At 42.6% G+C, this 12434-nt stretch carries 8 protein-coding genes, 2 tRNA genes and 2 rRNA genes; 10 read left to right on the plus strand and 2 right to left on the minus strand.

What is annotated here, in order from left to right; genetic code table 11:
* Positions 1–33 precede the first annotated feature (33 nt).
* The 5 genes from OQ289_RS04960 to OQ289_RS04980 all read left to right on the plus strand — a co-directional run bounded on the left by OQ289_RS04960 (position 34) and on the right by OQ289_RS04980 (position 4652).
* A tRNA-Ile gene (locus tag OQ289_RS04960) sits at positions 34–107 on the plus strand.
* Between the two features lie 13 nt (positions 108–120).
* Positions 121–194, plus strand: a tRNA-Ala gene (locus OQ289_RS04965).
* 153 nt (positions 195–347) lie between these two features.
* Positions 348–3232, plus strand: a 23S ribosomal RNA gene (locus OQ289_RS04970).
* A gap of 85 nt (positions 3233–3317) precedes the next feature.
* Positions 3318–3429: ribosomal RNA gene (rrf, locus tag OQ289_RS04975) — 5S ribosomal RNA — on the plus strand.
* 275 nt (positions 3430–3704) lie between these two features.
* Positions 3705–4652, plus strand: coding sequence for a TIGR01212 family radical SAM protein (locus OQ289_RS04980; RefSeq protein WP_270089660.1), 948 nt, complete (start codon positions 3705–3707; stop codon positions 4650–4652).
* Between the two features lie 40 nt (positions 4653–4692).
* On the opposite strand, the gene OQ289_RS04985 is transcribed toward OQ289_RS04980, so the two are convergent.
* Both OQ289_RS04985 and OQ289_RS04990 read right to left on the minus strand, forming a co-directional pair.
* The gene (locus OQ289_RS04985) at positions 4693–5163 is read right to left on the minus strand and encodes a nucleoside triphosphate pyrophosphohydrolase family protein (protein ID WP_270089661.1); all 471 of its coding nucleotides are present in this window, start codon (positions 5161–5163) and stop codon (positions 4693–4695) included.
* Positions 5164–5262: 99 nt separating this feature from the next.
* Positions 5263–6498 (minus strand): pseudouridine synthase, encoded by a 1236-nt coding sequence (locus OQ289_RS04990; protein WP_270089662.1) that lies wholly within the window; start codon positions 6496–6498, stop codon positions 5263–5265.
* Between the two features lie 285 nt (positions 6499–6783).
* Between OQ289_RS04990 and OQ289_RS04995 the strand changes: the two genes are divergently transcribed.
* From OQ289_RS04995 to ccoG, 5 genes are all read left to right on the plus strand, one after another.
* A complete protein-coding gene (locus OQ289_RS04995; RefSeq protein ID WP_270089663.1) occupies positions 6784–7569 on the plus strand; it encodes a lytic transglycosylase domain-containing protein in 786 nt (261 codons plus the stop codon).
* 175 nt (positions 7570–7744) lie between these two features.
* Entirely contained in the window at positions 7745–9889 is a 2145-nt protein-coding gene (gene ccoN, locus OQ289_RS05000) for a cytochrome-c oxidase, cbb3-type subunit I (protein ID WP_270089664.1), read from the plus strand.
* 11 nt (positions 9890–9900) lie between these two features.
* Positions 9901–10086, plus strand: a complete 186-nt coding sequence (locus OQ289_RS05005) for a hypothetical protein (RefSeq protein ID WP_033566434.1) — start codon at positions 9901–9903, stop codon at positions 10084–10086.
* Between the two features lie 69 nt (positions 10087–10155).
* Positions 10156–11031: a cbb3-type cytochrome c oxidase N-terminal domain-containing protein gene (locus OQ289_RS05010; protein ID WP_270089665.1), complete on the plus strand. Its 876-nt coding sequence runs from the start codon at positions 10156–10158 to the stop codon at positions 11029–11031.
* An 11-nt stretch (positions 11032–11042) separates the two neighbouring features.
* Positions 11043–12431 (plus strand): cytochrome c oxidase accessory protein CcoG, encoded by a 1389-nt coding sequence (ccoG, locus tag OQ289_RS05015; RefSeq protein ID WP_270089666.1) that lies wholly within the window; start codon positions 11043–11045, stop codon positions 12429–12431.
* Positions 12432–12434: the final 3 nt, after the last annotated feature.

The following is a 12434-nucleotide window of genomic DNA, read 5'->3' on the forward strand; positions in this document are numbered from 1 at the left end:
ATATGGAGGTCGGTACCGAGAGAGATATAAGCTAGTCCCGTAGCTCAGTTGGTTAGAGCACTACACTGATAATGTAGGGGTCAGCAGTTCAAATCTGCTCGGGACTACGATCGGTTATACGGGGGATTAGCTCAGCTGGCTAGAGCACCTGCCTTGCACGCAGGGGGTCAACGGTTCGAATCCGTTATTCTCCACGAACGCCGCCGTCCTATATGGATTGCGTGCGCAAAGAGTTCTTTGACATATTGAAAGAAAAAAATTACAAGAGAAGACAACAGTAGGGACGTTTTCCTTTTGGGGAACGTAACGACAAGCACTTCCATGGTAGCAAAAGGGCCATGAGGAGGAAGAAAGTAAATAAGGGCACACGGAGGATGCCTAGGCTCTCAGAGGCGATGAAGGACGTGATAAGCTGCGATAAGCCACGGGGATCGGCAAATGCGACTCGATCCGTGGATTTCCGAATGGGGAAACCTGGCATACTGAAGGTATGCCGTACAATACGCGAACGCGCTGAACTGAAACATCTAAGTAGGCGTAGGAGAAGAAAATAACAATGATTTCCCAAGTAGTGGCGAGCGAACGGGAAAGAGCCCAAACCCATCATGTTACGGCATTTTGGGGGTTGTAGGACCACGATATTGCATTGGCGCTATGAACTGGAACCGGTTGGGAAACCGGGCGATATGGGTGATAGCCCCGTACAGGCAAAGAATGCCAGCATAGTGGTATCCTGAGTACCGCGGGGTCGGAGACGCCCTGTGGGAATCCGGCGGCACCATCCGCCAAGGCTAAATACTCCTGAGAGACCGATAGTGAACCAGTACCGTGAGGGAAAGGTGAAAAGAACCCCGAACAGGGGAGTGAAAAGAACCTGAAACCGTGTGCTTACAAGCGGTCGGAGCGGACAAGTTCCGTGACGGCGTGCCTTTTGCATAATGAGCCTACGAGTTACTCTTGTCTGGCAAGGTTAAGCGGTTCAGCCGCGCAGCCGAAGCGAAAGCGAGTCTTAATAGGGCGCATAGTCAGATGAGGTAGACGCGAAACCTTGTGATCTACCCTTGGGCAGGTTGAAGTTGCAGTAACATGTAATGGAGGACCGAACCGATAAACGTTGAAAAGTTTCCGGATGACCTGAGGGTAGGGGTGAAAGGCCAATCAAACTGGGAAATAGCTCGTACTCCCCGAAATGTTTTTAGGAACAGCGTGAGAATAGAGTCTAGCAGAGGTAGAGCTACCGATTGGGTGCGGGGGAGTCAAATCCTACCAAATCCAGACGAACTCCGAATGCTGTTAGATATGTCTTGCAGTGAGGCTCTGGGTGCTAAGGTCCAGGGCCGAGAGGGAAAGAACCCAGACCATCGGCTAAGGTCCCCAAATGTAGTCTAAGTTGAACTAACGAGGTCCGGTTGCCCAGACAGCTAGGATGTTGGCTTGGAAGCAGCCATTCATTTAAAGAGTGCGTAACAGCTCACTAGTCGAGCGGCCGGGCGTGGATAATAAACGGGCATCAAGATTACTACCGAAGCCATGGATTCATACAGCGATGTATGTCTGGTAGGGGAGCATTCCATCGGGGGCGAAGCAGCATGGCAATGTGCTGTGGACCTTATGGAAAAGCAAATGTAGGCATAAGTAACGATAAGGCGGGTGGGAAACCCGCCCACCGAAAGACTAAGGTTTCCTGATCAACGCTAATCGGATCAGGGTTAGTCGGGGCCTAAGGTACACCCGAAGGGGGATAACCGATGGACAACTGGTCAATATTCCAGTACTTTTTATAACTGCGATGTGGTGACGGAGTAGTGACACTGCCGCGGACTGACGGAATAGTCCGTTGAAAGGCGTAGGTATAGGGACGGTAGGCAAATCCGCCGACCCTGCTGAAACCCAATAGTACAGCAAAGCTCCGGCGGCGCTGATAGAGCAGGTAAACAGACTTCCAAGAAAACCCGCTAAGCTCCAGGTTATAAAAACCCGTACCGTAAACCGACACAGGTAGTCGAGGAGAGGATCCTAAGGTGCTCGAGTGAATCATGGCTAAGGAACTCGGCAAAATGGCCCTGTAACTTCGGGAGAAGGGGCGCTTCCTCACGAGAGTGAGAAGCCGCAGTGAAAAGGCCCAGGCGACTGTTTAACAAAAACATATGGCTTTGCGAAATCGCAAGATGAGGTATAAGGCCTGACACCTGCCCGGTGCTGGAAGGTTAAGAGGGGATGTCATCGCAAGAGAAGCATTGAATCGAAGCCCCAGTAAACGGCGGCCGTAACTATAACGGTCCTAAGGTAGCGAAATTCCTTGTCGGGTAAGTTCCGACCTGCACGAATGGTGTAACGATCTGGGCGCTGTCTCAGCCATGAGCTCGGTGAAATTGTGGTATCGGTGAAGACGCCGATTACCCGCAACGGGACGGAAAGACCCCATGCACCTTCACTATAGCTTAACATTGGAATTGGGTACAGGATGTGTAGGATAGGCGGGAGATGTTGAAGTGGCTTCGCCAGGAGCCATGGAATCAACCTTGAAATACCGCCCTTTCTGTATCCGGTTTCTAACTCGATTATGTCGAGGACATTGTTTGGTGGGTAGTTTGACTGGGGTGGTCGCCTCCAAAAAGGTAACGGAGGCTTTCAAAGGTAAGCTCAGTACGCTTGGTAACCGTACGCGGAGTGCAATGGCATAAGCTTGCTTGACTGTGAGACCGACAAGTCGAACAGGGTCGAAAGACGGACATAGTGATCCGGTGGTTCTGTATGGAAGGGCCATCGCTCAAAGGATAAAAGGTACGCTGGGGATAACAGGCTGATCTCCCCCAAGAGCTCATATCGACGGGGAGGTTTGGCACCTCGATGTCGGCTCGTCACATCCTGGGGCTGGAGAAGGTCCCAAGGGTTGGGCTGTTCGCCCATTAAAGTGGCACGCGAGCTGGGTTCAGAACGTCGCGAGACAGTTCGGTCCCTATCTGTTGTGGGCGTTGGAAGTTTGAGTGGATCTGACCTTAGTACGAGAGGACCGGGTTGGACCGACCGCTGGTGAACCTGTTATGCCGCCAGGTGTACGGCAGGGTAGCTACGTCGGGGATAGATAAGCGCTGAAAGCATCTAAGTGCGAAACTAGCCACGAGATGAGACTTCCTTAGAGGGCCGTAGTAGATGACTACGTCGATAGGTTGTAGGTGTAAAGGTAGAGATACCATAGCCGAGCAATACTAATAGCCCGAAGCTTTCTCAAGCAGAGGACACTGTTGTCTTCCTCTTTGTTTTTTTCTTTCGATTGTCTATAGATACGACCATAATGTGTCGTACCAAAAAGGATTTCAGGTGCCTATATCGGCGGTGTCTACCTCTTCCCATTCCGAACAGAGAAGTCAAGCCCGCCAGAGCCGATGGTATTGCCGTAACAGGTGGGAGAGTAGGTCGGTGCCTTTTTTTATACGCCCCCCCGGGAAACCGGGGGGGCTTTTTTTGTTGTCCCCTCCCGGGGACACACAACAACCCATATTCCCAGCGTATCCCAGGGGATGGCAGATAGGACAGTAGGTCGACACCATATCGTACGCCCCTGCGTGAACCCGTGGGGATTTTTCGTTGTGGATAAATTTGTACTAATTCAAACCAAGACCCATTGCAGTTTGATAGATGTAAGTGCGTGATAACTTATAGGTGAATAGTGTGTTATGAATCCTCTTTCGTATCTTTGCAAAATGGGTACATTATTGGATATCGGTCAAAAGCCTTATAATCACTATGGTTCTTATTTAAAAGAAAAATATGATGGTCAGCGGGTGTTTAAAGTAATCGTGGATGGAAATTTTACATGTCCGAATCGAGATGGTAGTAAGGGATATGGCGGATGCTCTTATTGTAATGTGGACTCGTTTACCCCAGACTCTGCTCGAAAACTACCAACAATAAGAGAGCAGGTAGAGGCTGGTATAGAGCGTGCCCGGAATGGTTACAATGCCGAGAAATTTATTATTTATTTCCAGCCCAATACCAATACTTATGCTCCTACACATCTTTTAAAGATGATGTACGATGAGGCTATCAGTGTCTGTCCCGAGCATACTGTAGGGCTTTCCGTGGGTACTCGTCCTGATTGTATTGATTTTGAAAAGGTCGCTCTATTGGAAAGTTATTCCGATCGTCTCGATGTGGATCTAGAGATGGGGATGGAATCTATTTATGATGAAACCTTGGCCCGAATCAATAGAGGGTGTTCTCATGATGAGTTGCAGAAAGCATTGAATTTGGTCCAGAATAGTCCTTTGGAAATTTGTGTGCATACTATATTTGGCTTTCCGTGGGAGACGAAAGAAATGATGTTGCGTTACGCAGATGAAATCAACAAACATCCGCAGATTAAGTTTGTTAAGCTGCATCATTTACATATTGTGGAAGGTTCTATTATGGGCGTGCAGTATAAACGTGAGCCGTTTCACCTCTTTAGTATAGAGGAGTATACGGTTTTTTTGAGTGAGTTTATACCGCTTTTGAGACCAGATATTATTATTCAAAGGGTATTTGGATTGGCTGATAAAGAATTGCTTATAGCACCAAATTGGGGGCTTGGTAAATCTGCTATCCAAACGTACATTGATAAGGGATTGGAGCAGCGTAACGCAATTCAAGGGAGTCGATATACTGGATAAAAAAAGGGCTAAGATTAGCCCTTTTTTAAAATGATACAGTCTACTGCTCGAGTATAGACTTAAGATTTGCAGGTGAATAGTAGATAGACTTGAGTGTTTTGTGATCTCCTTCTCTAAATACTAAGTATAGGCCATCTACCTCTTTATAATAGCTGTCTACACCTTTCTCTTCCTTATAATATTTTATAGTTGCTTCAGCCTCTTCAATTGATTTACATGCTTTACTCATGTTAGAGCGTTGAACCTCTTCAAAGAGCGCATTAAATTTATTTTTCAAACCAAATTCTAAAACTGCACCAGATAATACGTATTGTATGTCGCATAATGCATCAGCAATTTCTACCAAATCTTTGTTTTGGATAGCTTCTTCCAATTCCTTTAATTCCTCAGCAATCAGTGATACGCGTAATTCGCACCTCTTTTCAGTGGGAATAGTGGGATGCTCTAATATAGGGTGTTGAAAAGTCTTGTGAAACTCTGCGACCGAGGTTAACGTCTTAGGATCTGTCATGTTACTTGTTTTTTTCGTAAAAATAATAAAATTGATAGATATGTTCAACCTCCTAAAACTACAAAAGCAGCTTTAAAGCTGCTTTTGTAGTTTTAGGATTTATATCAAATGCTTTAGTTGGATCAATTCTTTTTCTTCGAGATATCTCCAACGACCTCTAGGTAAATCCTTCTTGGTCAGGTTTGCATATACTACACGATCAAGTTTAACCACATCGTATCCTAACGATTCAAAAATTCTTCTTACGATACGGTTCTTGCCGCTGTGAATTTGGATGCCAATTTCACGTTTGCTAGCTCCTTGAACATAGCTCAAATCGTCCGGTTTGATGAATCCATCTTCTAATTCAATACCAAATTCTATTTTATTGAAATCCCCTTGTGTAAGGCTTTTATCTAGCTCGACATTGTATATCTTGCTAATGCTGTTACGAGGATGAGAAAGTTTTTCCGCTAAATTTCCATCGTTGGTGAGTAATAATAAGCCTGTAGTATTTCTATCCAGACGACCAATCGGATAGATACGCTCTTTAGTAGCGCTGGCTACCAAATGCATTACTGTACGCCTTTCTTGAGGGTCATCTGTAGTGGTGATGTAATCTTTTGGTTTATTGAGGAGAACATAAACCATTTTTTCCCTTTTTAAGCGTTCTCCATTGTATTTAATCTCGTCGGTTGCAGGATTGACTTTCGTACCTAATTCGGTAACAGGTTCTCCATTAACGCTAACAACACCTGCGATAATTAATTCATCTGCTTTTCGACGTGAACATATCCCTGAATTGGAAATATAGCGATTCAAACGAATCATTCCATTATCGTCATATTCGGAAGTGGCTTGTCTACCTATGCTACTAGAGGGTCTACGTTTCGCAAATTTGGAATCAGTACTCTCTTCATATTTGTTGAACGGTTTTTTTTCTGCAAAGGGCCTTTTCTCTCCGAAAGATTTCTTTCCGTCGAAGCTTCTTCCTTCACCGAAGGACTTTTTCTCTCCGAAAGATTTCTTTCCGTCGAAGCTTCTTCCTTCACCGAAGGACTTTTTCTCTCCGAAAGATTTCTTTCCGTCGAAGCTTCTTCCCTCACCGAAGGACTTCTTCTCTCCAAAACTCTTTTTAAAGCCACTTGATTTGTTGCCCTCAGTTCTTTCGAACTTACCTGGACTATCATTAAAATTTGAAGATTTTGAATAAGATTTCCGTGGTGATTTGTCGTCATTATAGCCGGTTGACTTTTCTGACCTGCTGCTGGAGCTTTTTGACTTGAAGTTTTCTGAGTTACTTCTCGGTCTTTTGGAGTTGTCATCACGACTGTTCCGATTTCTGCTGAATGGCATATTTGCTTTAAAAAAAATGTGAACCACAAAGGTAGCTATTTAATTTAGTTCCTTGAAATTTAAGTGTAAATATTTTTTAGAAACTGTGTACAATAAAACTGGTTTTCAACGTTATAGCATAGGTTGGTTTTGTAACTATTTGTTTTTTAGGATAATAGTGCGTATCTTTGCCACCTTGAATTTAACCAAGCTATTTTTTGATCGATATTTATCGTGGATAGGATAGCAGTAAGGGAATGAATGATTAAAAAGAAAGTATTATGTTGTGGCTTGATTTTGTCAGGGATGTTACTGTCGAAATTGTACTCAAGCACGAATCAAAATGTGGTCGCAGGTGGTGTTAAGATTAACAGCACAAAGATCCTTAACATCAAAAAAGAAATAGAAGGAGAGGGTGCTAAAGCCCGCTCGGAGAAGGATAAAAAGGAAGGAGATAAGGAAGGCTATTTAACTTCTATCACCTTTGCTAATGAAGGCCTTCCGTTAGATCTACCTCAGGTCGAACGTAAATTGACGCAGTACTTAAGTCGCTTTTCATTTAGAAAGCAACAGTCTTATGGTCTGCATAAGAAAGCAGAAAAACATTTACCTCAAATTGCTCGTATCTTGGAGTCTTATGGAATTCCAGAGGATTTTAAGTACATCCCTTTGGTAGAAAGTGGAATGGATAGTCGAGTAGTTTCCCATAAAGGGGCTGGAGGTTATTGGCAATTTATGCCTACCACAGCCCGTTTGTACGGACTTCGAGTAAATGGAAAGGTAGATGAGAGGTTAAATTTGACAAAGTCTACACATGCAGCAGCACGCTACTTAAAAAGCCTGTACAAAGAATTTGGAGACTGGACTTTGGTTGCGGCGGCCTATAACGTCGGAGGAGGTAGTCTTAGGGGCGCCATTCGTCGTCAGAAACAAGATGATTATTATCAATTGAAACTAAATAATGAAACAGCTTCTTATGTTTACAAATTAATTTCTGTAAAAGAGATTATTGAAAACCCTTCTAAGCATGGTTACACTCGATATGCTAAGGCAGACTTGGGCGACGATGATGGCGAGAAGAATATGCTGTAACAGGCTTAATATAAATATTTGATAGCGAATCTGATACACAGATTCGCTTTTTTTTTTGCCTGCCTCCAAAGTTTTTTTTAAAAAGTGACAACAATCACATTAAAACAAATGTTATATCATTTTAATGTCATGATTTATTCTATATTTTTACACTAGAAACCAACATTATTAAGTGATGCAGTTAGAGCAGTTTAATTACGACAACAAGATTGTCAGGAACTTTGGATTAGCCACTATCATATGGGGCATCGTCGGGATGTCAGTAGGATTGCTTGTGGCTTTACAATTGGTATGGCCCGAAATGAACTTTGGTGTTCAATATACTACGTTTGGACGTGTTAGACCTGTACATACGAATGCAGTGATTTTCGCATTCGTCGGTAATGCTATTTTTATGGGAGTATATTACTCTTTGCAACGCGTACTAAAAGCTAGGATGTTCAGCGATATGTTGAGTAAGATCCATTTTTGGGGCTGGCAGTTGGTTATTATAGCGTCTGCTATCACACTGCCGCTGGGATTGACAACTAGTCACGAATATGCAGAAATGGAATGGCCTATTGACTTGGCAATCACTGTTATTTGGGTTGTGTTCGGGGTCAATATGTTCGGTACTATTGTTAAAAGAAGGGAACGCCATATGTATGTGGCTGTCTGGTTTTACATTGCTACTTTTGTAACGGTCGCGGTGCTACATATCGTTAACTCCATCCAATTACCGGTCACTGCATGGAAAAGCTATTATGTATATGCTGGGGTACAGGATGCCTTAGTGCAATGGTGGTATGGACATAATGCTGTTGCTTTCTTTCTAACAACCCCATTTTTAGGAATGATGTATTATTTTCTCCCTAAAATGGCAAATCGTCCAGTGTATTCTTATAAGTTGAGTATTCTACATTTCTGGTCATTGATTTTTATCTATATATGGGCGGGACCTCACCACCTTCTATATACATCTTTACCTTCATGGGTACAGTCATTAGGAGTAGTTTTCTCTATTATGCTAATTGCACCAAGCTGGGGGGGTATGATTAACGGATTGTTGACCTTGCGAGGCGCTTGGGACAAGGTACGTACCGAACCTACACTTAAATTCATGGTAGTAGCATTGACGGCTTACGGTATGGCTACTTTTGAAGGTCCAATGTTATCTTTGAAACAAGTCAATGCAATTGCACATTTTACTGACTGGATAGTTGCCCACGTACATGTGGGTGCTTTAGGTTGGAATGGATTTATGACGTTCGCTATTCTTTATTGGTTGGTACCTAGAATATACAAAACAGAGCTTTACTCTAAAAAATTAGCAAATGTCCATTTTTGGATAGGTACCTTAGGTATCCTCTTCTATGCCATTCCTATGTATTGGGCGGCAGTAGTCCAAGGATTGATGTGGAAAGAGTTTACGCCAGAGGGGGTTTTGAAATACCCCAATTTTCTTGCCACGACTTTGGAGATTTTGCCTATGCATATGATGCGAGCAGTGGGGGGAGCATTGTATCTATCAGGTGCGTTGCTCATGACATACAACTTGGTGAAAACGATGACCAAGGGCAAATTGATAGCCAATGAACCTGCAGAGGCTCCAGCGCTTGAGCCAATTGTGAAGAATGAGCGGGAAACACACCGTAGACTTGAGCGTAAGCCAGCATTGTTTATGGTATTGGCATTAATTGCAATTCTTATTGGCGGTATTGTGGAGATGATTCCTACGTTTACAATTCAATCTAATATTCCTACAATAAGCAGTGTGAAACCATATACGGCACTGGAAATACAAGGTCGAGATTTGTACATCCGTGAAGGTTGTGTCAATTGTCATACGCAGACCGTACGGCCGTTCCGTTCGGAGACTGCCCGTTATGGAGAGTACAGTAAGGCGGGTGAATATGTATATGATCATCCATTTCTATGGGGGTCTAAACGTACTGGCCCGGATTTACATAGACTAGGAGGTAAATATCCAAATAAATGGCATTTTGACCATTTGTTAGACCCTACAATCACTTCTCCAGGAAGTATTATGCCGAGCTACCCTTGGTTGATTGAACAGAAATTGGACAATTCTACTATTAAAGAGAAATTGAATGCGATGCGTATGCTGGGAGTTCCTTACAGTAATGAACAAGTTGAAAATGTAGAACAAGATATGCAAAAGCAAGCAGAGACTATAACGAATGATTTGGCGGCGAATCAAGTAAAGATCGCAAGCGATAGAGAAATTGTTGCCATGATTGCTTATTTACAGCGTCTTGGGGTGGATATTAAGGCTGAATCTGTCACGAAAGTGACGGATGGTCAAACTGTTGATAATTAATTGTAATTAATATGTTCAAGCAAATCACAAATCTAAATGGTGACGAAATCTATTTGATAGCCTCACTATGGTTGTTTCTTGTCTTTTTTGTAGCTGTTGGTTTAATGCTATTTTGGATGAACAAAGATCATATACAGTATATGAAAGAGCTACCTCTAGAGAAACATGACGAACAAGAGGGGCAAAAAACGGAATAGTAGAATAGAGTCAGGAAATCGATCCCAAATATTGGGAAAACTCTCATCAACCATTAAAAAAATAAATAGATGAAAATATTTTTAATTGCGGATTCGACAGCGATAGGCTCAGCTTGGAGCGTCAGCACGGGTAATATCTATAATGATATTCTAATCCTTTTGTTGATTATCGTATTGATTGTGCTTTTATTTACAGCACTTTCGGTTAGTAAGGCTGTCAAATCGATTTTGAAAATTACGATGCCAGAAGTCGTTGAACAAGAGCGTATAGAAAGAATACAGGCTAAAAATAATCGTAAAATTGAATGGAAAAAAACATGGAATAAGCTGCTGGGACTGAGACCTATAGAGGAGGAGAAAGACATTGTTATCGATCATGATTATGACGGAATATCCGAATTGGATAATCCAATACCGATTTGGTTCAATGCATTGTTTTATTCAACCATAACCTTTGGTGTTATTTACCTTCTTGTGTACCATGTATTTGGCTGGGGGCTGAACCAAGATCAGGAATATGTTCGTGAAGTAGCCCTAGCAGAGAAAGCTAAACAGGAATATCTAGCCAAGGCGGCCAATCTTATTGATGAAACTTCGATAACGGTTGACGAGACTGGCACAATGGCGGCTGCCGGTAAGGCAATTTATGTGGCTAACTGTGTGGCGTGCCATGGAGGTGCGGGGGAAGGTGGGATTGGTCCTAATTTGGCCGACAGGTTCTGGCTGCACGGTGGCGAAATCAAAGATATCTTCAAAACGGTAAAATATGGTGTTCCCGATAAAGGAATGGTGCCTTGGGAGCAAACTTTAACACCGGCACAAATAGCAGAGGTAAGTAATTATATCATCACGATGAGGGATACAAAACCTGCGAATGCCAAGGAGCCGCAAGGGGTAGAGGTCGAATATGAATCTGCAGTGACAGACTCTACTGCAGTAAAATAAAGAGGAAGGAAATGGATGCAACGAGGAATACAGAACTGTTTGATAAGCCTAAATCAAAGAAGAGGGAATGGATTTATGCAAAAAAACCTTCTGGAAAATTGTATAACTATCGCCAGTGGTTTGGTTATTCATTATTGTTTTTTTTATTCGCTGCACCTTTCTTGAGAATCAATGGGGAACCGTTTTTGATGTTCAATATCATTGAGAGGCGTTTTTCTATATTTGGTAATTTATTCTATCCTCAAGATCTCCACATCTTTGTATTTGGGATGTTAATCGCGATGGTGTGTGTCGTGTTGTTTACTGTGGTTTATGGGCGGGTCTGGTGTGGTTGGGCCTGTCCGCAAACTATTTTCATGGAGCTCATTTTTCGAAAGATAGAGTATTGGATTGAAGGTGACTGGACACAACAGAAAAAATTGAATGCAGCGCCCAGCTCTTTTGAAAAAAGGAAAAAGAAGATTCTGAAGCATGGAATATTTCTGATTATTTCATTTTTTATATCTAATATATTTTTATCTTATATCATTGGTACTGATGCGCTAATAGGCATTGTAACCGATCCTCTTGATGCCCATATCGGTGGACTTCTATCTATTATTGTCTTTACTCTTGTGTTTTATGGTGTATTTGCATATGTAAGAGAGATTGTCTGTATTGCCATATGTCCATATGGACGTTTACAAAGTGTATTGCTGGATGATCAGAGTACCGTAGTCGCGTACGACCATTTTAGAGGCGAGCCTCGCGGAAAGTATAAAAAGGGTGAACAATCTGAACATGGAGACTGTGTAGACTGTCATCTTTGCGTACAGGTATGCCCTACAGGGATAGATATCCGTAAAGGGTTGCAAATGGAATGTGTAAGCTGTACCGCTTGTATAGACGCATGTGATACTGTGATGGAGAAGATTGGTAAACCTGCTCGATTGATTGGATTCTACCCGATGGGACAAATCGAACAGAAATTAGACTTCAAGAAAAATAATATCAGAGCACTTGCTTATTCTGTAGTATTGATAGTTTTGATAGGGATTTTTGGATTTATGATCTTTAGCAGGACAATAGTGGACGGGACATTGTTAAGAGCTAGAGGAAGTACTTACCAGTTGCGTGATGATAAGACCATCTCAAATCTTTATTCCTTAGAACTTATAAATAAGAGTGGGAGGGAGATACCTTTTAGTCTTAAATGTGATGATGAAAAGCTTATCCTACAAATGGTCAATAAGATTGATAAATTGAAGAAGGATGGGAGTGCGACGTTGAGCTTTTTCTTAATTATTCAGAATAAAGATGTTGAGAAGTACAAGAGTAATGTGCGTGTTGACGTAATCTCTGATGGTAAAAAAGTAGAAACCTTAAAGACGACATTTATTGCACCTCCGGGGATGGACTAAAAT

This window comes from Sphingobacterium sp. SYP-B4668 (genome assembly GCF_027627455.1).
Classification (GTDB): Bacteria; Bacteroidota; Bacteroidia; order Sphingobacteriales; family Sphingobacteriaceae; genus Sphingobacterium.

Coding starts and splice junctions, on each gene's coding strand:
- OQ289_RS04985 (WP_270089661.1), bottom strand. CDS start 5,163: ATGACAGATCCTAAGACGTTAACCTCGGTCGCAGAGTTTCACAAGACT.
- OQ289_RS04995 (WP_270089663.1), top strand. CDS start 6,784: ATGTTACTGTCGAAATTGTACTCAAGCACGAATCAAAATGTGGTCGCA.
- OQ289_RS05005 (WP_033566434.1), top strand. CDS start 9,901: ATGTTCAAGCAAATCACAAATCTAAATGGTGACGAAATCTATTTGATA.
- ccoG (WP_270089666.1), top strand. CDS start 11,043: ATGGATGCAACGAGGAATACAGAACTGTTTGATAAGCCTAAATCAAAG.
- OQ289_RS04990 (WP_270089662.1), bottom strand. CDS start 6,498: ATGCCATTCAGCAGAAATCGGAACAGTCGTGATGACAACTCCAAAAGA.
- ccoN (WP_270089664.1), top strand. CDS start 7,745: ATGCAGTTAGAGCAGTTTAATTACGACAACAAGATTGTCAGGAACTTT.
- OQ289_RS04980 (WP_270089660.1), top strand. CDS start 3,705: ATGGGTACATTATTGGATATCGGTCAAAAGCCTTATAATCACTATGGT.
- OQ289_RS05010 (WP_270089665.1), top strand. CDS start 10,156: ATGAAAATATTTTTAATTGCGGATTCGACAGCGATAGGCTCAGCTTGG.